The 18,807-nt window shown below is 72.3% G+C and carries 18 protein-coding genes and 4 pseudogenes; 12 read left to right on the top strand and 10 right to left on the bottom strand.

Annotated elements, in window-relative coordinates; all coding sequences use genetic code 11:
- The first annotated feature begins 74 nt into the window (after positions 1-74).
- Positions 75-1,043, top strand: coding sequence for an alpha/beta hydrolase (locus tag AB0P03_RS19285; RefSeq protein WP_363584761.1), 969 nt, complete (start codon positions 75-77; stop codon positions 1,041-1,043).
- A gap of 63 nt (positions 1,044-1,106) precedes the next feature.
- Here the strand turns inward: AB0P03_RS19285 and AB0P03_RS19290 are convergent, their stop codons facing one another.
- From AB0P03_RS19290 to AB0P03_RS19305, 4 genes and pseudogenes are all read right to left on the bottom strand, one after another.
- Entirely contained in the window at positions 1,107-1,307 is a 201-nt protein-coding gene (locus AB0P03_RS19290) for a hypothetical protein (RefSeq protein ID WP_063346158.1), read from the bottom strand.
- A 118-nt stretch (positions 1,308-1,425) separates the two neighbouring features.
- Positions 1,426-2,007 carry a TetR/AcrR family transcriptional regulator gene (locus tag AB0P03_RS19295; RefSeq protein ID WP_363625455.1) on the bottom strand — a complete coding sequence of 194 codons (582 nt, stop codon included), beginning with the start codon at positions 2,005-2,007 and terminating at the stop codon, positions 1,426-1,428.
- 112 nt (positions 2,008-2,119) lie between these two features.
- Complete coding sequence (locus AB0P03_RS19300) at positions 2,120-3,511, bottom strand: amidase (protein ID WP_363629845.1); 1,392 nt, start codon at positions 3,509-3,511, stop codon at positions 2,120-2,122.
- Positions 3,498-3,719: pseudogene (locus AB0P03_RS19305) on the bottom strand (hypothetical protein); the annotation flags it as partial. The pseudogene AB0P03_RS19305 and the gene AB0P03_RS19300, both read right to left, overlap by 14 nt.
- 218 nt (positions 3,720-3,937) lie before the next feature.
- Here AB0P03_RS19305 and AB0P03_RS19310 point away from each other — a divergent pair.
- Positions 3,938-4,846 (top strand): MBL fold metallo-hydrolase, encoded by a 909-nt coding sequence (locus AB0P03_RS19310; RefSeq protein WP_363629847.1) that lies wholly within the window; start codon positions 3,938-3,940, stop codon positions 4,844-4,846.
- Between the two features lie 458 nt (positions 4,847-5,304).
- On the top strand, positions 5,305-5,979 hold the full coding sequence (locus tag AB0P03_RS19315) for a DUF4328 domain-containing protein (RefSeq protein ID WP_363629901.1): 675 nt from the start codon (positions 5,305-5,307) through the stop codon (positions 5,977-5,979).
- Between the two features lie 29 nt (positions 5,980-6,008).
- On the opposite strand, the pseudogene AB0P03_RS19320 reads toward AB0P03_RS19315, so the two are convergent.
- Positions 6,009-6,413 (bottom strand): annotated as a pseudogene (locus AB0P03_RS19320) (VWA domain-containing protein); the annotation flags it as partial.
- 532 nt (positions 6,414-6,945) lie between these two features.
- Here AB0P03_RS19320 and AB0P03_RS19325 point away from each other — a divergent pair.
- The 4 genes from AB0P03_RS19325 to AB0P03_RS19340 all read left to right on the top strand — a co-directional run bounded on the left by AB0P03_RS19325 (position 6,946) and on the right by AB0P03_RS19340 (position 9,993).
- On the top strand, positions 6,946-8,058 hold the full coding sequence (locus AB0P03_RS19325) for a DUF6192 family protein (RefSeq protein ID WP_363584769.1): 1,113 nt from the start codon (positions 6,946-6,948) through the stop codon (positions 8,056-8,058).
- Between the two features lie 3 nt (positions 8,059-8,061).
- Positions 8,062-8,490 (top strand): RacP protein, encoded by a 429-nt coding sequence (locus AB0P03_RS19330; RefSeq protein WP_363629849.1) that lies wholly within the window; start codon positions 8,062-8,064, stop codon positions 8,488-8,490.
- 65 nt (positions 8,491-8,555) lie between these two features.
- Positions 8,556-9,410 (top strand): IS5 family transposase, encoded by an 855-nt coding sequence (locus tag AB0P03_RS19335; protein ID WP_363629851.1) that lies wholly within the window; start codon positions 8,556-8,558, stop codon positions 9,408-9,410.
- 184 nt (positions 9,411-9,594) lie between these two features.
- The gene (locus tag AB0P03_RS19340) at positions 9,595-9,993 is read left to right on the top strand and encodes a hypothetical protein (protein WP_363584775.1); all 399 of its coding nucleotides are present in this window, start codon (positions 9,595-9,597) and stop codon (positions 9,991-9,993) included.
- A 10-nt stretch (positions 9,994-10,003) separates the two neighbouring features.
- On the opposite strand, the gene AB0P03_RS19345 is transcribed toward AB0P03_RS19340, so the two are convergent.
- Positions 10,004-10,528, bottom strand: coding sequence for a hypothetical protein (locus AB0P03_RS19345; protein ID WP_363629853.1), 525 nt, complete (start codon positions 10,526-10,528; stop codon positions 10,004-10,006).
- A gap of 159 nt (positions 10,529-10,687) precedes the next feature.
- On the opposite strand from AB0P03_RS19345, the pseudogene AB0P03_RS19350 reads away from it, so the two are divergent.
- Together AB0P03_RS19350 and AB0P03_RS19355 are read left to right on the top strand one after the other, a co-directional pair.
- Positions 10,688-11,089, top strand: a pseudogene (locus AB0P03_RS19350) (transposase); the annotation flags it as partial.
- Positions 11,090-11,432: 343 nt separating this feature from the next.
- On the top strand, positions 11,433-11,741 hold the full coding sequence (locus AB0P03_RS19355) for a hypothetical protein (protein WP_363584779.1): 309 nt from the start codon (positions 11,433-11,435) through the stop codon (positions 11,739-11,741).
- A 489-nt stretch (positions 11,742-12,230) separates the two neighbouring features.
- Here AB0P03_RS19355 and AB0P03_RS19360 read toward each other — a convergent pair.
- The 3 genes and pseudogenes from AB0P03_RS19360 to AB0P03_RS19370 all read right to left on the bottom strand — a co-directional run.
- A pseudogene (locus tag AB0P03_RS19360) lies at positions 12,231-13,253 on the bottom strand (VWA domain-containing protein); the annotation flags it as partial.
- The gene (locus tag AB0P03_RS19365; RefSeq protein WP_363584781.1) at positions 13,250-14,128 is read right to left on the bottom strand and encodes a MoxR family ATPase; all 879 of its coding nucleotides are present in this window, start codon (positions 14,126-14,128) and stop codon (positions 13,250-13,252) included. The pseudogene AB0P03_RS19360 and the gene AB0P03_RS19365, both read right to left, overlap by 4 nt.
- A gap of 273 nt (positions 14,129-14,401) precedes the next feature.
- A complete protein-coding gene (locus AB0P03_RS19370; protein WP_363584783.1) occupies positions 14,402-15,073 on the bottom strand; it encodes a Tat pathway signal sequence domain protein in 672 nt (223 codons plus the stop codon).
- 387 nt (positions 15,074-15,460) lie between these two features.
- On the opposite strand from AB0P03_RS19370, the gene AB0P03_RS19375 reads away from it, so the two are divergent.
- The 3 genes from AB0P03_RS19375 to AB0P03_RS19385 all read left to right on the top strand — a co-directional run bounded on the left by AB0P03_RS19375 (position 15,461) and on the right by AB0P03_RS19385 (position 17,545).
- The gene (locus AB0P03_RS19375) at positions 15,461-16,213 is read left to right on the top strand and encodes a TetR/AcrR family transcriptional regulator (protein WP_363584785.1); all 753 of its coding nucleotides are present in this window, start codon (positions 15,461-15,463) and stop codon (positions 16,211-16,213) included.
- 142 nt (positions 16,214-16,355) lie between these two features.
- Positions 16,356-17,012: a DUF6230 family protein gene (locus AB0P03_RS19380; RefSeq protein WP_363584787.1), complete on the top strand. Its 657-nt coding sequence runs from the start codon at positions 16,356-16,358 to the stop codon at positions 17,010-17,012.
- A 2-nt stretch (positions 17,013-17,014) separates the two neighbouring features.
- Positions 17,015-17,545: a DUF6114 domain-containing protein gene (locus tag AB0P03_RS19385; RefSeq protein ID WP_244293257.1), complete on the top strand. Its 531-nt coding sequence runs from the start codon at positions 17,015-17,017 to the stop codon at positions 17,543-17,545.
- Between the two features lie 97 nt (positions 17,546-17,642).
- Here AB0P03_RS19385 and AB0P03_RS19390 read toward each other — a convergent pair whose 3' ends face one another.
- Positions 17,643-18,737: an NAD(P)-dependent alcohol dehydrogenase gene (locus AB0P03_RS19390; protein WP_363584789.1), complete on the bottom strand. Its 1,095-nt coding sequence runs from the start codon at positions 18,735-18,737 to the stop codon at positions 17,643-17,645.
- Positions 18,738-18,807 lie beyond the last annotated feature (70 nt).

Raw genomic sequence — 18,807 nt, forward strand, 5'->3', positions numbered from 1 at the left:
CCCGGCGGTGTTGCGCCGGGAAGGACCGGGGCGAAACGGATGCCCCGGCCCTTCCACCGGACCGGGAGCGGGACTTGAACGACGCGATCAAGCACAGCCACGTCGAGGTGAACGGTGTCCGTCTGCACGTCGCGGAACAGGGCGAGGGCCCGCTGGTCCTGCTGCTGCACGGCTTCCCGGAGAGCTGGTACTCCTGGCGCCACCAGTTCGCCCCGCTCGCCGCGGCCGGCTACCGGGTCGTCGCCCCCGACCAGCGCGGCTACGCCCGCAGCGAGCAGCCCGAGCGGGTGGACGCGTACTCCCTGCTGCACCTGGTCGGCGACGTCACGGCGCTGATCCGCGCGCTCGGCGAGGAGCGGGCCGTCGTGGTCGGGCACGACTGGGGCGCGCCGGTCGCCTGGGCCACCGCCGCGCTGCGGCCGGACCTGGTGCGCGGGGTCGCCGGGCTGAGCGTGCCGCCGCTGCCCAGCGGGCCGCGGCCGCTGCGGGAGTCCCGGGAGAACTTCGGCGAGGGCTTCTACCAGAACTACTTCCAGGAGCCGGGCCGCGCCGACGCCGAACTGGCGGCCGACGTGAAGTCCAGCTTCCGCCGCATCCTGGGCGGTGGCCCGCGCGGTGGGGGGAAGCCGCAGCCATGGGTCGTCCCCGAGGGCAAGGTCCTGCTGGACACCATCCCGGAGCCGGCGCAGCTGCCGGCCTGGCTCACCGAGGCGGACATCGACGCCCTCGCGGCCGACTACGCCCTGCACGGCGAGCACGCCTTCACGGGCGGGCTCAACTGGTACCGGAACATCGACCGCAACGCCGAACTGATGGCCGCCTTCGACGGCGTGACGATCGACGTGCCGGCGCTGTACGTGGCCGGCGAACAGGACATGGTGAACGCGCTCGTCCCACCGGAGGTGCTGGCCCACCTGCTGAGCCGGGTGCCCAAGCTGCACCGCCACGTCCGGCTGCCGGACACCGGGCACTGGACGCAGCAGGAGCGCCCGGCGGAGGTCAACGAGGCGCTGCTCGACTTCCTCAAGCACCTGGACGCCTGACGCCCGCCCGGCTCCGGCCCGGATGCCGGGTCGGATCCGGGTTGCGGAGGTCCGGCGGCGCGATCAGTGGTGGTGGTGGCTGCCCATGGGGTGGTCGCAGGCGCGGCACCTCCGGATGAAGAGGAGGCTCAGGCCGACGGTGACCACCGCGCCGAGCGCCACCCCGGTGCCCCGCACCGTCTTGCGGGCCGCGTTGCCGCCGATCGAGCCGGTGCACCGCGAGCAGTTCTGGCATCCGGTCCGCACCGGGATCTTCTTCCCCACGACGCTTCCTCCCAGGCGAGGTCCCGACCAGCGGCCGGGCTCGTGAACGTCCCGCAGAAGCTTATAACTTGAGCTGCCCGTCGATAACGTGAGCTGCCCGTCCTCGCCCGGTGAACGATCATCCGCCCGAAGGACCGGCCCCGTACGGGTCGAGGAGTTCGGCCACGAGCCGGCGCGCGTACGCGGGGTCGAGGCCGGCCGGGCGGAAGAGGATGCGGTACATCAGGGGGGCGACGACGCCGTCCATGACCGCCTCGACGCCGGGCGTGTCCTCCCCGCGGCCGCCCGCCCGGCTCAGCACGGCGCCGACCTGTTCGGCCGCGTAGTCCGAGCACTGACCGGCGTTGCCGCCGTCCGGGTCGCCGAGCAGGGCGTCGCGGATGTAGGCGCGGCCCGAGGGGGAGGCCATCTCGTCGAGGAACTGTTCGGCCCAGGCCGTCAGGTCGGACCGCAGGTCGCCCAGGTCCTCCGGCGCCGTGTCGGGCCGCAGGCGCTCCACCGCGACGTCGGACAGCAGCTCCTGGAGATCACCCCAGCGGCGGTAGACCGTCGACGGGGTGACGCCCGCGCGCTGCGCGACCAGCGGCACCGTCAGCGCGTCGCGGCCCACCTCGGCGAGGAGTTCACGCACAGCGGTGTGCACCGATGCCTGGACCCGGGCGCTGCGCCCGCCGGGGCGCACCATCTGTTTGCGACTCATGATAAACACCTTAAAGCACAATCCTTGCGTTTACGGGTGCCGGGGTGCCGGGGTGCCCGCCTCGGAGCCGGACGGCGGGCCGGCGCCGTCCGGCCCGGCCCGCCTGCTGTTCTCAGACCGCCGGCGCGAGCGCCCGGGCGGGCTGCGTCCGCTCGAAGGCGTGGCCGACCCGCAGCAGCGTGCGCTCTCCGAGCGGCCGGCCGAGCAACTGCATGCCGATCGGCAGGCCCGCCGCGTCCCGGCCGACCGGGACGGACAGGGCGGGCACCCCGGTGATGTTGGCGGGGGCGGACAGGCGCACATAGGCGTCGGGGACGCTCTCGACCGTGCCGTCTGGCCAGGTGACGGCCTCCTGGTCGGTCCGTACCGCGGTGACCGGGACGGTCGGGGCGGCGATCACGTCGACCTCCTCCAGCATCCGGGCCCACTCCTGCCGCATGAGCGTCCGGGAGCGCTGGGCGCGCAGGTAGTCTCCGGCGGTCATCAGCTCGCCGGCCTCCAGGAGGGCGCGGACATCCGCCTGGTACAGCTCGGGCACCGCCCGCAGGGAGCGCTCGTGGTAGGCGGTGGCCTCCGGTGCCACCAGCCCCCACAGAGTCGCCTGGAGGTAGCGGGTCATCGGGATGTCGACGTCGACGAGCCGTGCGCCGAGTGCCTCCAGGTGCTCGATGGCGCGCCGGACGGCGGCCTCCACCTCCACGTCGACGCGGTCGAAGTAGTAGCTGCGCGGCACGCCGACGCGCAGCCCCGTCAGGTCCGTGTCCGCGCCCGGCTGATGGCCGACGGCGGGGGTGGCCAGCGAGGCGGGGTCGCGCGGGTCGTGCCCGGCGAGGGCGTCCAGGACGAGGGCCGTGTCCTCGACGGTCCGGGCGATCGGGCCGACGTGGTCCAGCGACCAGGACAGGGACGCGACGCCGTGGCGGGGGACGAGGCCGTAGGTCGGCTTGAGGCCGACGACCCCGTTGAGCGCGGCGGGCACCCGGATCGAGCCGCCGGTGTCGGTGCCCAGCGCGAAGGTCGCGGCGCCCGCGGCGACGGCGACGGCGGATCCGCCGCTGGAGCCGCCGGCGACCCGGCCGCGGTCCCAGGCGTTGCCGGTCTGCGGGGTGGTCAGGCCGTAGGCGAACTCGTGGGTGTGCGTCTTGCCGACCAGGATCGCGCCGGCCGCGGCCAGGCGGGCGGCGACCGTGCTGTCGGCCTGCGCGCGGTGGTCGGCGCGGACCCGGGAGCTGGCCGTGGTGGCCAGCCCGGCGACGTCGATCAGGTCCTTGAGCCCCATCGGCACGCCGTGCAGCGGCCCTCGGTGCAGGCCGCGCGCCGCTTCCTGCTCGGCCTCGCGGGCCGCCCGGCGCGCCCGCTCCGCGGTGACCGCGACGTAGGCGCCGAGGTGCGGTTCGACCAGCTCGATGCGGTCGAGGACCGAGTCCACCAGTTCGACGGGGGACAGTCGCCGGGCCCGGATCTCCTCCGCGGCGGCGGCGAGGGAGAGCTCATACGGCTGCATCGTGCGTCTCCTCGTCCGTGTAGTGGGCGCTTTCCGCGCGGTAGGCGCTCGCGGGCGGGGTGTCCCCGAAGTCCAGCTCCCGCAGGACCGCGACGACGGAGAGCAGCTGGTTGGCGGTAGCCGCGACCGGGTCGTGGCGGTCGGCGGGCAGGGGGAGCCCGGCCCGGGCGGCCCAGCGGGCGGCCTCGGGTGGCGTGAGGTCGGTGGCGGGCCGTTCGGCGGCGGACGGACCGGTGGGCGGTTCGGCGGGAGGTTCGGCGGAGGGGTGTTCGGTGGTGGGCGGTTCGGCGGAGGACATGGGCGTTCTCTCCTGATCGGGGCTGGAGCGAGATGGCACCCGCACCAAAAGCTAACCGTTTGCGTTAGTCAGACTGTAGGTCCTACGATGGCTTAACGCAAACAGATTGCGTTTACGGGAGGAGCCCCATGTCCGGCGCCACGTCCGAAGCCCCCGCCCCCATCCCCGCCTGGACGGTGGGAGGCGTCACCGTCCATCGCATCGACGAGACCCTCCTGCCGCCCGCGACCGGGCCGTGGCTGCTGCCCGAGGCCACCCCCGAGGTGGTGACCGGCCACGACTGGCTGCACCCCCACTTCGCCGACCACGAGGGCGTCCTGCACCTCGACAGCCACAGCTTCGCGTTCGCCGTGGGCGGGCTGCGCGTCCTCGTCGACACCGGCATAGGCAACGGCAAGGAGCGGGCCAACCCGGCCTGGCACCACCTGCGGACCGACTACCTGGAGCGCCTCGCCACCGCCGGCTTCGCTCCGGACTCCGTCGACCTGGTGGTCCTCACCCACCTGCACGCCGACCACGTCGGCTGGAACACCCGGGAGGTGAACGGCGAGTGGGTCCCCACCTTCCCCCGCGCCCGCTACCTCACCTCCCGCGCCGAGCGGGAGTTCTGGGCCGGGTACGACCTGGAGGAGGCGCGGAGGCAGATGTTCCTCGACTCCGTGATCCCGGTCGAGCGGGCCGGGATGCTGGACCTCGTCGACGTCCCGGCCGAGGGCGTCGAGATCGCCCCGGGCCTGCGCCTGATCCCCACCCCCGGCCACACCCCCGGCCACGTCGCCGTCGAACTGACCAGCCGGGGCGAGGCGGCGCTGATCACCGGTGACTGCGTCCACCACCCGGTCCAGCTCGCCCACCCCGCCATCGGCGCCTGCGTCGACATCGACCCGCGGCAGTCCGAGGCCTCGCGCCGCAAGCTCCTCGGCTCCCTCGCCGACACGGACACCCTCCTGCTCGGCACCCACTTCGCGCCGCCCACCGCCGGTCGCGTGCTCACGCACGGGGACGCCTACCGGCTGCTGCCCGTACCCTCGGCCTGACGCCGCGTTCGACCTCCCCGGGACGCTCGCACCCCTTCACCAGTCCTGCGCCCGAGGTCCGTCGACCGCACACCCGGATCGAGCGGGACGGGCGCGCGGGGTAGGGGTGGTGAGTCGGAGTCGGCTCCCCGGGGTTCGATTCCCGCGTGATCTGTCGTTTATCTGGCGATACCGCCGCTGAGCTGCGAAATCTCGCTGGCAGCGGACGTCGGTGATCCCCTAGAGTCGGCGCGCCCGCCCCGGTCGGGGCGTTGGCGGCACCGGCGTGCGAGTCCGAGCACGCGGCGATTCCAGGAGTTGACGATCTGATGGTGTGTGTGGCGTGTGGGGCGCGTCCCGCGGGGACCGAGAGCCGACGCTGCTTCGGCTGCGCGGAGGCGGCGCCGGGTTGGGCGGCGGCGCTCCGACCGGCGAACAGCCTTGCCATCGCGGTCTACGTCCTGCTGGGGGTGAACGCGATGCTGGCGGCGGGGGCGGTCGTGGCCGGCCTCTGGTCCGATGTCCTGCTGGGCCAGTTGGCGGACGGGTCGGCTGACCTCGACGACTTCGATGCCGTGGACTCCCTGGTGAAAGGGCTGAACGGGGTCTTCCTTCCGTTGGCGCTGGCCACCGCCGTGGTGTTCATCATCTGGTTCTACCGCATCCGCCAGAACGCCGACCTGCTGCTGCCGCACGGGCACCGGCGCGGACGCGGCTGGACCATCGGGGCCTGGGTCACCCCGTTCGTCCTGCTCTGGTTCCCCTGGCAGCTGATGGTGGACTGCTGGCGGGCGAGCGCTCCGCTGGACGCGGAGGGACGGCGCCGCACGGTGTCGGAGAAGGTCCTGGTCCTGTGGTGGTCCACCTGGATCGGCGCGCTGGTCGTCAACCGGATCGCCAGCTCGATGATGAAGCACGTGAACCTGACGGTACTCGACAGCCTGGAGGACCTGCGCGAGACCATCCGGGTGGAGACCGCCGGCTCGGCGCTGCGCCTGGTCGCGGCCGTCGCGGCGATCGTGGTGGTCCAGCGGCTGACGGCCATGCAGTGGGCGCGCCGGGCCGACATCAACCCGCTGGCAGCCAGGGCCGCCCAGGTGGCGGCCGAGGAAGCTCGGGCCCAGGCCCAGGCCCAGGCCAAGGCCCAGGCTTAGGCCGCCACGGCGGCGGACTCGGAAGCTCCCTACACCGGCAGCAGGCGGGCGATCAGTTCGCCGAGGCGGCGGGCGTTGCGGCAGGAGTGCATCTCCACGACGCCCGCGTAGGCGGCTGCGGCGGAGTCGCCGGTCCGCCAGAGGGCGGGCTGCTCGGGGTTGAGCCAGTGGACCCGCCGGGCCCGGCCGGCGATCCGGCGCAGCGCGTCCAGGTTCGGGTCGCGGTGGTTGTTGCGGGCGTCGCCGAGGATCAACACGCTGGTGCGCGGGCCGACCGCGTCCAGGTGCCGTTCGGCGAACTCGCCCAGGGCGGAGCCGTAGTCGCTGTTGCCGTGGTGGCCCATCACCTTGGCCTCGGTGAGGATCCGGGCGGCGAGCCGGGCCGGGTCGGCGTCGCCGCGCGCCAGCAGGGCGGTGACCTCGGCGGTGCGGTTCAGTACCTGTGTCTGAACCCCCGATCCGGGTAGCCTGGAGCCCTAGCCTGGGCTGGTGTCCGAGGACAGCGGGCCGGTTGGTGAGCGGTGGTGCGAGGCTGCGACGTACGGCTGAGGCCGGAGTCGCGGCCCGGTACGCGTTTCTGCTCGACGGCGTGTCGTGCCAGGCAGTGGCGGGTGGACCAGCGGCTGCGGAAGCGGGTGGCGGCCGAGCTGAGCGGGGCCGGCCGGGTGGAGTGCCCGGAGTGCGACGCGTGGTGGGTGGCCGGGGTGGATCGGCGTTCGAACGCCCGGTACTGCTCGCGGCGGTGCGTGATGAGGGCCTGGCGGTCTCGGAACGAACCGTTCGGCGAACGGTCACAGTGACCGTTGAGCGAACGCCGAAACGGTCACGATTCGCTCAACTTCGTTCATCCGCAGGCTAGTTGTTGTGATCACCACATTCCGGGCCGGACTCTGCTGCACGGAAGCGGACCGGTCCCGTCACGGCCAACTGCCATGCCTGGTCCGCGAGTTGGTGGTGAGATTCCACATGGCTCAGGAGATAGCGGAGAAGGTCGGCTGCGTCAGCGCCGACCGATACCAGGAGATCGTCGCCGAGCTGCGGAAGCTGGTCGAGACGACCACCCGCGCGCAGTTCACGATCGGCGACTACGCGCTGGAGATCGAGCCGATGCGCGAGGTCGGCGGCCAGGAGCACAGCGACGAGATGTTCTCCGTCAAGAAGTCGCTGGCCCGGGTGGCCGACGACGTCGGCCTGACCTACTCGCAGGTCAGGCGGGCGAGGTGGACCTCTTCGCGGTGGCCCAAGGACCGCCGGCAGGCCGGCGTCTCCTTCACGGTCCACGAGGTCCTGGCGGGGATCGCGGACGAGCGGGAGCGGTTCGAGGCGATCCTCAACCCACCGCAGCCCCGGGGAAGGTGGACGGCGGACGACGCCAAGCGCAGGGTCGGCCGGCAGGTCGATGTTCCGGTGACCCCGCAGGAGAAGGTCAGCGCGATCCACACCCTCGCCCAGGACGAGGAGGTCGCCGCGGTGGTGACCGGCGACCTGCTGCGGCGTCCGGGCGTGGTCGCGCAGGTCAAGCCGGAGGACAAGGTCCGGGTGGTGGAGGAGCTGACCCGCGACGACGAGGTCGCCGCGGCGGTCGCCCCCAAGTTCCTGCACCGGCCGGCGGTGGTCGCCCGGGTCGCCCCGGCGGAGAAGGTGAGGGTAGTCGAGGAGCTGACCCGCGAGGACCACGTCGCGGCGGAGGTGACCACCGGGCTGCTGCGGCGCCCGGACGTCGCGGCCCGGGCGATGGCCGACGACACCGCCCGCCACCAGGTCAACCACGCCCAGGTCGAGCGGGGGCGGCAGGCCCGCGAGCACTTCGAGGAGAACAGCCCGATCGCGCCGGTGATCCGCAAGATCGACCGGTCGGTGGAGTTCCTGGACCTGGTGACGGCCTGCCACGCGTTCGTCGCCGCGGCCGGGCGGGTCGTCCCGGGCCTGCGCGACCGGCAGCTCGGCGACGACGAGCAGTCGGTGATCCGGGAGAACTGCGCGCGCGTGAGGGCGACGCTGGACTGGATCGAGACGGCGGTCGACACCGGGAAGGTCGACATGGACGGTGAGCTGGCCCGCCTGCTCCAGGGTGAGTAGGCGATGCCCCGCGCCTCCCGGCGCAGGTCGGCGGCGGCCGAGCGGCACGCCGACACCGTTCGCAAGGTCCTCTTCGAGGCCCGTCCCGCCGGGCTGACCTTCGACCAGCTCGGCCGGGCCTCCTCGCTCAGCGCGGGTCAGGCCCGGGCGGGGCTGGCCTGCCTGCGCGACACCATCGCCGAACGGGGCTGGCCGCCGCTGATCTGGACGAGGGCGGACGGCTACCGGTTCTGCTCCGACCCGGTCGAGTTGCAGGCATACGAGGCCGCGGTGATCCGCGAGAAGCTCACCGAGTTCCGCCGGTTCATCACCGGTGTTGTCGCCCCGCACTTCGCCCTCCAGCCCAAGGGCCGGTGGGTGAAGCACCTGAACACCCAGATCAGCTCGGTGGAGTCCACGCTCGAAATGATCGCGGACTACAGCGATGCCTGACCGCCCTGGTCCGGCCGGCGGAGCCGGCCGGACCAGGGCCTTCGTCTTGAGGGGAGGGAACGAGGTTGGCCCGGCGTCGCTGCTACCCGTCGGACACCTTCGACGACGAGTGGGCGCTGATCGAGGCGCTTCTGCCGGTTCCGGCCTGCGAGACGAAGGCCGGCGGGCGGCCGGAGAAGCACCCGCGTCGGGAGATCGTGGACGCGATTCGGTACGTCGTGGACACGGGCTGCAAGTGGCGCGCGCTGCCGAAGGACTTCCCGCCCTGGCGCACGGTTTTCGGCTTCATGGCGCGCTGGGCGGCGGCCGGGGTGATCGGCCAGATCCGTGACCAGCTCCGCGCCCGGGTCCGCCGGGACATGGGCCGGGCGCCGGGCGCGGTCGCCACGATCATCGACTCGCAGTCGGTGAAGGCCGCCGAGACGGTCGGCAAGGACAGCCGGGGCTACGACGCGGCGAAGAAGATCAACGGCAGGAAGCGGCACCTGGTGGTGGACACGAAGGGCCTGCCGCTGTTCGTGATGGTCACCCCCGCCGACATGACCGACCGCGACGCCGCGAAGGAGGTGCTGTTCCGGCTGCGGCTGATGCACCCGGAGATCACGATCGTCTGGGCCGACTCCGCCTACGCCGGGCAGCTGGTCGGCTGGGCGAAGAAGTACCTGAACCTCACCATCAAGACGGTGAGCCGGCCCAAGGACGCGAAGGGGTTCGTGGTCCTGCCGCGCCGTTGGGTGGTCGAACGCTCGCACGCCTGGGTGATGCACGCCCGCCGGCACGCCCGCGACTACGAACGCCTCGTCCAGCACTCCGAGTCGCTGATCACCTGGGCCGCGATCACCCTGATGACCAGGCGCATCACCAAGCGGCAGTCCAGGCGCTCGGGCCAGCCGGCGTCCCGCGAGGCCCAGCGGGACTGATCGTTCTCGGAGTCGGCCAACCGATCGCCACCCGGAGCCGCCGGAAGAACCGGCCGACCCCTACTCTCCCACGACCTCCCGGCGCCGGTCAGCCGGTTCGCCGACACCGGGGCCGCTTCCTGCCCGATGATGTGATCCATCCGACGAGCAGGGTGAACGGGCGGACTTGGGGGAAGGGCCACGCATGGAGATCATCAGCAGCACCGGCTTAGGCCGGCCCTGGCCCGAGCTGATGCCCGACCGCCGTCCGGCCCTGGTGGTCCCCGCAGCCCCCGGTCGTCCCCTGCTCGCCGAAGACGGCTGGGCCCCGCACGACGACGTCCCCGCCCTCACCACCGGTCAGCAGTGCGCCTGGTCCACCGTCCTGGACGGCTACCGGCTGACCGTTCGTCGCCCGTGCGGCCTGACCTGGTTCGACGGCGAGATCGCCGCCACCCGGGAGTGGCGAAACCGCGTCCACGTCCACGGCGCGCTGCTGCTGATCTCCGGCCCGTTCACCAGCGTCTTCGATTTCCGGCCCGTCGCTGCGGCCGGCCGCCTTTTGCTCCTCACCACGCCGGTCCGGCCCGCGGCCGGCACCTGACCGTCTCGGTTCAGTCGGGTTCCTCTTCCGCGTCGCCGATCTCCGCCCGCAGGTCGTGGATGCTCCGCAGGATCTCGATGAGGGCCGCCTCCGTCCGGCCGAGACCCCGGCGGACCCCGTCCACGTCGCCGGCCTCGAAGTGGAGGTGGGCGCCGAGCGCGTCCACCGCGACGGCGATCGCCATCGCCGACGCCATCCGGCCCGGGGGCGTCTCGTCCTGGTCAAGGCCCATGAGCTGCACGCCAGTGCGCTGCAACCGGTTGATCAGCGCGTTGGTCGACACCGCAGAGCCGGGGCCGGCCTGGTCCATCCACCCGAGCAGCACCTCGGCCTGGTCCTGGTCGACCCCCAGCCTCGTCGCGGCGGTGACCTCCAGTTCGACCCTGGCCAGCAGCACGCCGAGCAGCCGCCGGCGGTTTCCCTCCTCCGGACCCTGCGGCCACAGTTCAGGATCGAGTACGGGCTCGTCCCCCAGCGCGACCAGGGCCGCATAGACCTGCTCGGCGCTCACCGGGAACTCGCTCTCGACGCTCACCCGGCCCAGCCTCCCCGGTCAGCAGCGCGAGCGCGCGGACCCACGCCCGAGACACCACCCGTTCGATTCCCGGCCCAGCCGAACGCTTCGCACACCCTCAGAAACAGGTATTCAGCGAACTTCACACACATGAAGAACACGGAGGTGCTGGCTCAAGATAACGGCCGCAAGCGCCACCTGGTCGTGGACACCCACGGCCTGCCGCTGTTCGTCATGGTCACCCCGGCCGACATGACCGACCGCGACGCGGCGAAGGAAGTGCTGTTCCGGCTGCGGCTGATGCATCCGGAGATCACGATCGTCTGGGCCGACTCCGGCTACGCGGGCCCGAAGCTGGGCGGCTGGGCGAAGAAGTACCTGAACCTGACCCTCAAGACCGTCGGCCGGCCGAAGGGCGTGAAGGGCTTCGTCGTGATCAAGCGCCGTTGGGTGGTGGAGCGGTCGATCGCCTGGATCACGCACGCCCGCCGGCACGCCAGGGACTACGAACGGCTGATCCAGCACTCCGAGTCGTTGATCACTTGGGCCGCGATCACCCTCATGACCAGGCGCATCACGCAAAGACAGTCCCGCCGGACCGGCCAGCCCAATCCCCGCGCCCCGATCGGGCACTGATCATTCTCAAGTTCCCCGTCGGGAACGCGGCCGGGAAGAACCCGAGTCACCGGCCGGCGCCTCACTCTCCCACGGCCCCGGGCGGCCTGTCAGAGGATTCGCCGCGCTGAAGCAAACACCCGGCGGGTGATGTGATTCGTCGCCTCACTTTCCTGATGGTCAAGGCCAGTTGATTTTTTGGGCTTAAGGAGTGAAATCATCGCAAAACGCGCAAAGAGGCGTCCGCGCTGAGCGATAGCAAGCGTATTCCCCGGGACTATGACACAAAGTCTCACACTGAGGAGAAATTGTGATCAAGAAAATGGCGGTCGTCGCGGCCGCTGTCACCGGTCTCGTGCTCACGAACGCGGGTTGGGCTGTCGCCAGCTCAGGCGGCGATCACGGGCACGGCGGAAACTCCGGAATCGCCTGCGTCGTCGGCGACGACGCAGGATTCTCCAACAACTGCGGCAACACGTACGTCTACGCCCCCAGCGTTCTGGGCAACCTGCTCAGCCTGCTCTCGCCTCCCCCCACTGGTGGTGGCGGTGGCAACAATGGCGGTGGCAACAACGGCGGTGGCAACAACGGCGGTGGCAACAGCGGTGGCAACAGCTGACCCGGCCCCGCCCTGGCATGTTCTGCCTTGGCCTCCCCTGGACCGGTGAGCAATCGGGTTAGGGTGCTCAGGCCATCGGCCCCAGCGCCAGCCCTCCGTCGATGGGCCGCCGCTGGGGCCGGCTGCTGCCGACTTCGCGTCCTCGCCGAGCTTCGATGTCCAGGGCCCAGGGCCCAGGTCACACGATCACAGACTTCAACCAGTACCCGGACCGCCCCCCTGGCTGACCATCCGCCGGCCCGGTGGCCGCCTGACCTGGTTCGACGGCGATATCGCCACCACCCGCGAGTGGAGCCGTACGGTCCGCGCGCACCGCACTCTGCCGCTGATCACCGGCCCGTTCACCAGCGTCCTCGACTTCCAGTCCGCCACCACAGGCCGGTTGTTCCTCCTCCCCACCCCGCTCCGGGTCGCCGACGGCACCTGAGATCATCCCTGTTCGATTCCTGACCTGGGCAGATGCCGCCCGGATGAATGAAAACAGGCTCTCACGAAGGCGAACACCCGCACCTTGCTGAACTGTTCGCTCATCGCCCGCACCAGCAGCATGGTGAAGTCGGCGAATCCGGCCACCGAGCCGGAGACGTCGCACAGCAGCACGAGTTCCGGCCGGGCCGGGCGGCGCAGCCGGTAGGCAGGGCGCAGCGGCACCCCGCCGGTGGACAGCGAGCGGCGCAGGGTGCGGCGCAGGTCGATCCGTCCGCGTGCGGCGCGGCGCCGGGCGGCCAGCCTGGTGGCCAGCTTGCGGGCCAACGGGTGGACGGTGCGGCGCAGTTCGGCGAGCTGGTCCCGGCCGGCGGCGAGGAAGTCGATCCGGTCGGCGGTGGGTGCGACGGCGCGTTCGGCGATCCGCTCGGCGCCGCGCAGTTCGGCGACCCGGCGGCGGGCCTCGGTGGCGACCAGGGCGCGGAAGTCCTGGATGCGGCGGCGGATCTCGTCGGCGAGGACGCGGTCGGACAGGTCCGGGGCGGTGGCCTGCTCGCGCAGGGCGGCGAGGATCCGGGCGAGCAGGGTCTCGGGGGCGAGCCGGCCGAGCGCCTGGTGGGCCGACCAGCCGTCCGAGGCCGGCGTGGCACCGGCGCCGTACCGGCCGAAGGCCTCCACCACCTCGCCGGCCAGCCGGGCCTGGGCGGCCCGGTCGTCGGCGGCCAGGGCGGCGGCGAGGCGCTCGCGCAGGTCGTCGCGCAGCGGGTCGGGGCGGCCGGGGCGCGGTGGCCGGGGGTCGTCCGGGAGTGCGGGCGGGTCGGCGCGGACGGCCTCGGGGGTGCCGACGCCGAGCGGGAAGAACAGGTCGAACGTGGCGTCGAAGAGGGCCCGTTGGGTGTCCGAGCGCAGCAGCGCGGCGGCCAGGCCGGCCCGCATCTGCTCGCGGTCGGCGAGCCCGAGGACGTCGAGGACGGCGGCCGCGTCGACCGTCTCGGCGGGGCCGATCCGCAGGCCGTGCCCGCGCAGCGCGCGGACCAGGCCGGTGAGCCGGGCGGCGGTGTCGGCCGGGGGCGGGGCGGTGGTCATGCGGGGGTGAGCTTCTGCGCGGCCTTCCGGATGTCGTCCTGGTGCTTGAGGATCACCCCGAGGGTGTCCTGGACGACCGCCTCGTCGAGGGTGTCCGCGCCGAGGGCCAGCAGGGTGCGGGCCCAGTCGATGGTCTCGGCGACGGACGGCGCCTTGCGCAGGTCCATCGCGCGCAGCGCGCCGACCACCCGGACCAGCGAGGCGGCCAGCGTGTCGTCCAGGCCGGGCACCTTGCGCCGGACGATCTGCCGCTCCAACTCGGCGTCCGGGTAGTCGAGGTGGAGGAAGAGGCAGCGTCGACGCAGTGCCTCGGACAGTTCACGGGTGGCGTTGGAGGTGAGCAGCACGAAGGGGCGGCGGCTCGCGGCGATGGTGCCGAGTTCGGGCACGGTGACCTGGAAGTCGCTGAGGACCTCCAGCAGCAGCGCCTCCACCTCGACGTCGGCCTTGTCCATCTCGTCGATCAGCAGCACGGTGGGCTCGTCGCCGCGGATGGCGGTGAGCAGCGGGCGGGTGAGCAGGAACTCCTCGCCGAAGATGTCGGTGCGGGCCTGGTCCCAGCCCTCGTCGCGGCCGGCGGTGATCCGCAGCAGTTGCTTGGCGTGGTTCCATTCGTAGAGCGCGCGGGCCTCGTCGATGCCCTCGTAGCACTGGAGCCGGACCAGCCGGGCCCGGCCGATCGCGGCCACCGCCTTGGCGAGTTCGGTCTTGCCGACCCCGGCCGGGCCCTCGACCAGCAGCGGCTTGCCGAGCCGGTCGGCGAGGAAGACGGTGGTGGCCACGGCGGTGGAGGCCAGGTAGCCGGTGGCGGCCAGCTGGTCGGCGGTGTCCGCCACCGATGCGAAGAACCCCGTGCCGTCGCCGCTGCCGCTCATCTGCCCGTCCCGTTCCTGTCGGCCGTGTCCGTGCGGCAGCACCCTACCGGCCGGTCACTTCGCCGTCTCGGGGGGTTCGGCGGGTGGCGAGGGCTGAGCCGGGCCGGCGGCGGGGCGTGCTTCTGGATCACCTGGCGGGCGTGCGGGCGTGCGGGCGCGCCGGAGCGGCGTACGGCGACCGCGGTCGCCGTACGCCGCTCGTCTGTTCCCGCCGGTCGGCCGTCAGTTGACGACGTCTGGCCGGACGTCAGTCGACGAAGGCCCCTCGGGTCGTCAGTTGACGAAGATGAGCGGGCTGCCCGCCACCGAGGTGTCGGTGACCGGGCCGTAGGTGGCGCTGAAGTAGCCGGTCGAGAAGCACAGGCCCGAGCCGGAGACCAGGTTGAACGGCTGGGAGGTGAAGCCGATGGTGTTGCCGGTGTTCGAGGTGGTGCCGGAGATGCCGGTGGTGGTCTGGTAGACGCAGTTGACGCTGCCGAGGATGGTGCTGAGCACGACCGTGGTCTTCATCGCGCCGGCCGCGCCGGGGGTGAGGGCGACCGGGTTGCCGGGGCCGTCGCCGACGGTGTTGGTGAACGGCAGGTTGTTGACGGTGATGCTCTTGACGCCGGTGACGCCGAGGACGTTGGAGGAGCAGGAGCCGAAGGTCTGGGTGTTGAGCTGCTCGACCGCGCTGCCGGGGGCGGCCGGGTTGGCCGTCACGGTGGCGGAGAAGGCCGAGTTGGCACAGCTGATGCCGCTCGTTCCGCTGGCGCTGCTGTAGAAGGTGGCGGTGGTGCCCGAGACCAGACTGGCGGTGAGGACGTCGCCGACGGCGACGTCCGGGCCGCTGCTGCTGCCGGTGGTCAGCACCGCGGAGCCGTCGGCCTGGGCGGGTGCGACGGCGGCGCAGGTGAAGGCGAGGGCGGCGAGGGCCGCGGTACCGAGCGTGCGGCGAAAGCGCATGAGGGTGACCTCTCTCCGTGCGGAGACGGGTGGGGGTGGCCCGCGGTGCGGGTGTGGTGGCGTGCACGGCGGGGGAGGTGCGTGGGCATGGCGTGCCGGGGGCTTCGCGGGGCCGTGGTGCGGCGGGCCCGGCGCCACGGGCCCGCTCGTACGGCACAGCGGTGTGAAGGTGCGGACGTGCGCTGCGAGTGCAGGAGTGCACGTCGGCGGCTGCCACCGCCGCGGGCCTGCGTCCGCTCGTGGTCCCGTGGCCCGGGCTGCTCGCCCGGGGCCGCCGGAGCCCCTGGAGGTCGTCCGGTGGTGACAGGGTCGCCCACCGGTTGGAAACCTGTCAGTGTTGTAAACCCGATGTTGCGTCAATGTCAATACAGGTAACAGGAGTTGGTGATGGAACGGAAACACCTCCGAAGTGCCGACGTGATCCTGCTGCCGGGCGCGCGGGCCGGTCGTGACCCAGCCCGGTCCATCAAGCGCGGCCCGAGCCGGCTGCCCCCGGGCGTGGTGGCCGCGACCCAGCGCGAGCGGCTGCTCGACGGACTGGTCCAGACGGTGGCCGCGCGCGGCTACCAGCACGCCACGGTCAGCGACATCTGCCGCGCGGCCGGGGTGACCAGGCCGGTCTTCTACGAGCTGTTCAGCGGCAAGGAGGACGCCTTCCTGGCCGCGCACCGGCACGGCACCGGGGTGGTGCTCCGGCGGATGGCGGCGGCCTTCGCGGCGGAGTCCGACTGGTGCGCCGGGATCCGGCAGGCGCTCGGCGCGATGCTCCATCTGCTGGCGGGGACACCGGCCTTCGCGACCATGGCGGTGATCGAGATCGAGGCGGTCGGACCGGCCGGCCGCCGCGAGCGGGACCAACTCCTCACCCGGTTCCGGGCGTTCTTCGCCGAGGTGCCCCAACCGCTGGGCGGTGTGCGGGTTGTGGAGCTGGTGGATGCCGTGGTGGGCGGGGTCTACAGCGCGCTCTACCGGCGGATCGACTCCGGTCGGACGGTTCAACTTCCGGAACTCCTGCCGGTGTTGAGCATGTTCTGCCTCGCGCCCTTCCTCGGCCCGGCGCAGGCGGCCGTCCGGCTCGGGTTGCCGATCGGTGAAGATCCTTCGTGCACCCGTATTGACCCGGCCACTACCGGGCAGTAGCTTCCCAGTTACTCAAAGCGCGGCCTGACCGTGCCCGCCCCGCTGCCGAGGGGCGGGCGGCCCGGTCAGGCCGTGGAACGCTGTCCGCGCCAGGGCACCGTGCCAGTGCCTGCACATCCCACCCACCCAACAGGGAGCACACATGGCCATGTCCGAGGACGCCGCCGCCGCGGCCGAGACCCCGGAGACGCCGACCGGCACCAGGAGAGGGCGGGTACGGCTCAAGCGCAGCGCCTGGATGGCCGTTCCGGCCGTCGCGGCGGGCGCCGTCCTGATGGCCCTCACCGCCCAGGGCGTACTCGCCGCCCAGTTCTCCATCAGCGGCATGCCGTTCACGATCACCGCGGACAAGCTCGACGGCAAGGGCTTCGCCCAGTTCGGCAGCCTGGACTCGATGATCCCCGACAGCCCCAACCAGGGCTCCACCGGCGGTCAGGTGCTGGTCGCGGTCTCGGCGATCAAGAAGGCCGAGATCACCAACCTGTGCCAGAGCGTGGACCTCGGTGGCGTCAACCTGGTGATCCACGCCGGCGACGCCGGCACCCCCGTCTCCGCCACCGACCTCACCACCGACTCCGACATGCTGTCCGGTGACGCGGAGTTCACCAACATCGAGATCGGCGGCGACGCCAGCACCTACACCAAGGCCGGCAACGCGGGCAAGGGCAACCCGGGCGTCTTCGGGCAGCAGGCCGACACCGTCGTGCTGACGCACCTCAAGCAGCACAACTACGCGAGCACCGCCGTCGGGTTCAAACTGCCCAACCTGCGGCTGAGCTTCAGCTCCCAGGGCTGCTGACCATGACGGAGTCCGTACCGGAGCCGGCCGGTTCCGGCGAGGGCGTCGCGGAGGGGGCCGTGGGGACGGCTCCCGCCCCCGCTCCCGCCACCACCCGACCGGTCAAACGCGACTGGCGGGGCCAGCGGCCGTTCTGGGGCGGGCTGCTTGTGCTGTTCGGCGGCGCCGAGATCCTGTTCACCCTGCGTGCCCCGCTGCCCGTCGTCCTGCACATCGGGATGCAGGGGCTGGCGGGCTACCTGGTGCCGGCGGTGATGGTGCTGTGCGGCCTGCTGATCCTGTTCAACCCGGCCCAGCGGCTGTTCTACTCCGTCCTCGCCGTGCTCGCCGCGCTGGCGAGCTGGCTCACCTCCAACCTGGGCGGCTTCGTGATCGGGATGCTGCTCGGACTGGTGGGCGCCTGCCTCACCTTCGGCTGGCTGCCCGATCAGCCGCTGCGCCGGGGGCGGCAGCGGCGGGAGGACCGGCGCCAGGAACGCCGGTCGTCCCGAGCGGGCACGGCCGGGGCCGGGGCCGACCCGGCCGGGGTCTAGCCCGAGGCGCCCCGACGGCGCCCGCCCCCTGGTGATGGGAGAGCACCAGGGGGCGGGGCGTCGGGGCACGGGGGAGTGCGGGGTCGGGCCGTGACGGTCAGATCGTCGCGGCGTCGATCACGAAGCGGAACCGGACGTCGCCGGCCAGCACCCGCTGGTAGGCCTCGTTGACCTGCTCGGCGCGGATCAGCTCGATCTCCGCGGTGATGCCGTGCTCGCCGCAGAAGTCCAGCATCTCCTGGGTGGCCGGCAGCCCGCCGATCATCGAACCGGCCAGCGAACGGCGGCCGGAGAGCAGCGCGTGCGCGTTCACCGTGACCGGCTTCTCCGGCGCGCCGACCTGCACCATGGTGCCGTCGGTGCGCAGCAGGCCGAGGTAGGCGCTCAGGTCGAGGTCGGCGGAGACCGTGTTGACGATCAGGTCGAAGGTGCCCGCGAGTTCGGTGAAGGTGGCCGGGTCGGAGGTGGCCCGGTAGTGGTCGGCGCCGAGCTTCAGCCCGTCCTCGCGCTTGCGCAGCGACTGGCTGAGCACGGTGACCTCCGCGCCCATGGCGTGGGCGAGCTTCACGCCCATGTGGCCGAGCCCGCCGAGGCCCACGATCGCGACCTTCCTGCCCGGCCCGGCGCCCCAGTGCGCGAGCGGCGAGTACAGCGTGATGCCGGCGCACAGCAGCGGCGCGGCGGCGTCCAGCGGCAGGTTGTCGGGGATGCGCAGCGCGTACGCCTCGTCGACGACCAGCTTCGAGGAGTAGCCGCCGTAGGTCGGCAGGCCGTCGTGGCCGACGCTGTTGTAGGTGAAGACGGTGCCGCCCTGGCCGGTGCAGTACTGCTGGAGGCCGGCCCGGCAGTTGTCGCACTCCCGGCAGGAGTCGACGATGCAGCCGACTCCGACCCGGTCGCCGGCCTGCCAGCGGGTGACGCCCGGGCCGACCTCGGTGACCACGCCCGCGATCTCGTGGCCCGGGACCATCGGGAAGATGCCGGTGCCCCAGTCCTCGCCGACCTGGTGGATGTCGGAGTGGCAGATGCCGCAGAACTTGATGTCGATCACGATGTCGTGCTCGCCCACCGCCCTGCGGGTGACGGTGGTCTTCTCCAGCGGGGAGTCGGGCCGCGCCGCGGCGTAGGCGGCGACCGTGCGGGTGGTGCCCTCGGTGGTGCTCGTCGTCGTTGCGTTCGTCGAGTTCGTCATGCTTCCAGCCTGCGTCGGTGCGGCGCGACCAGCCAGACCAGAGCCTTTCGTACGTACGCCACGCCTAGGG

This window comes from Kitasatospora sp. NPDC088779 (assembly GCF_040685395.1).
Taxonomy (GTDB): Bacteria; Actinomycetota; Actinomycetes; order Streptomycetales; family Streptomycetaceae; genus Kitasatospora.

Coding starts and splice junctions, on each gene's coding strand:
- AB0P03_RS19300 (WP_363629845.1), bottom strand. CDS start 3,511: ATGCAGCCGTATGAGCTCTCCCTCGCCGCCGCCGCGGAGGAGATCCGG.
- AB0P03_RS19365 (WP_363584781.1), bottom strand. CDS start 14,128: ATGAGCGGCAGCGGCGACGGCACGGGGTTCTTCGCATCGGTGGCGGAC.
- AB0P03_RS19330 (WP_363629849.1), top strand. CDS start 8,062: ATGCCCCGCGCCTCCCGGCGCAGGTCGGCGGCGGCCGAGCGGCACGCC.
- AB0P03_RS19370 (WP_363584783.1), bottom strand. CDS start 15,073: ATGCGCTTTCGCCGCACGCTCGGTACCGCGGCCCTCGCCGCCCTCGCC.
- AB0P03_RS19295 (WP_363625455.1), bottom strand. CDS start 2,007: ATGAGTCGCAAACAGATGGTGCGCCCCGGCGGGCGCAGCGCCCGGGTC.
- AB0P03_RS19380 (WP_363584787.1), top strand. CDS start 16,356: ATGGCCATGTCCGAGGACGCCGCCGCCGCGGCCGAGACCCCGGAGACG.
- AB0P03_RS19315 (WP_363629901.1), top strand. CDS start 5,305: ATGCTGGCGGCGGGGGCGGTCGTGGCCGGCCTCTGGTCCGATGTCCTG.
- AB0P03_RS19340 (WP_363584775.1), top strand. CDS start 9,595: ATGGAGATCATCAGCAGCACCGGCTTAGGCCGGCCCTGGCCCGAGCTG.
- AB0P03_RS19325 (WP_363584769.1), top strand. CDS start 6,946: ATGGCTCAGGAGATAGCGGAGAAGGTCGGCTGCGTCAGCGCCGACCGA.
- AB0P03_RS19375 (WP_363584785.1), top strand. CDS start 15,461: ATGGAACGGAAACACCTCCGAAGTGCCGACGTGATCCTGCTGCCGGGC.
- AB0P03_RS19390 (WP_363584789.1), bottom strand. CDS start 18,737: ATGACGAACTCGACGAACGCAACGACGACGAGCACCACCGAGGGCACC.
- AB0P03_RS19310 (WP_363629847.1), top strand. CDS start 3,938: ATGTCCGGCGCCACGTCCGAAGCCCCCGCCCCCATCCCCGCCTGGACG.
- AB0P03_RS19385 (WP_244293257.1), top strand. CDS start 17,015: ATGACGGAGTCCGTACCGGAGCCGGCCGGTTCCGGCGAGGGCGTCGCG.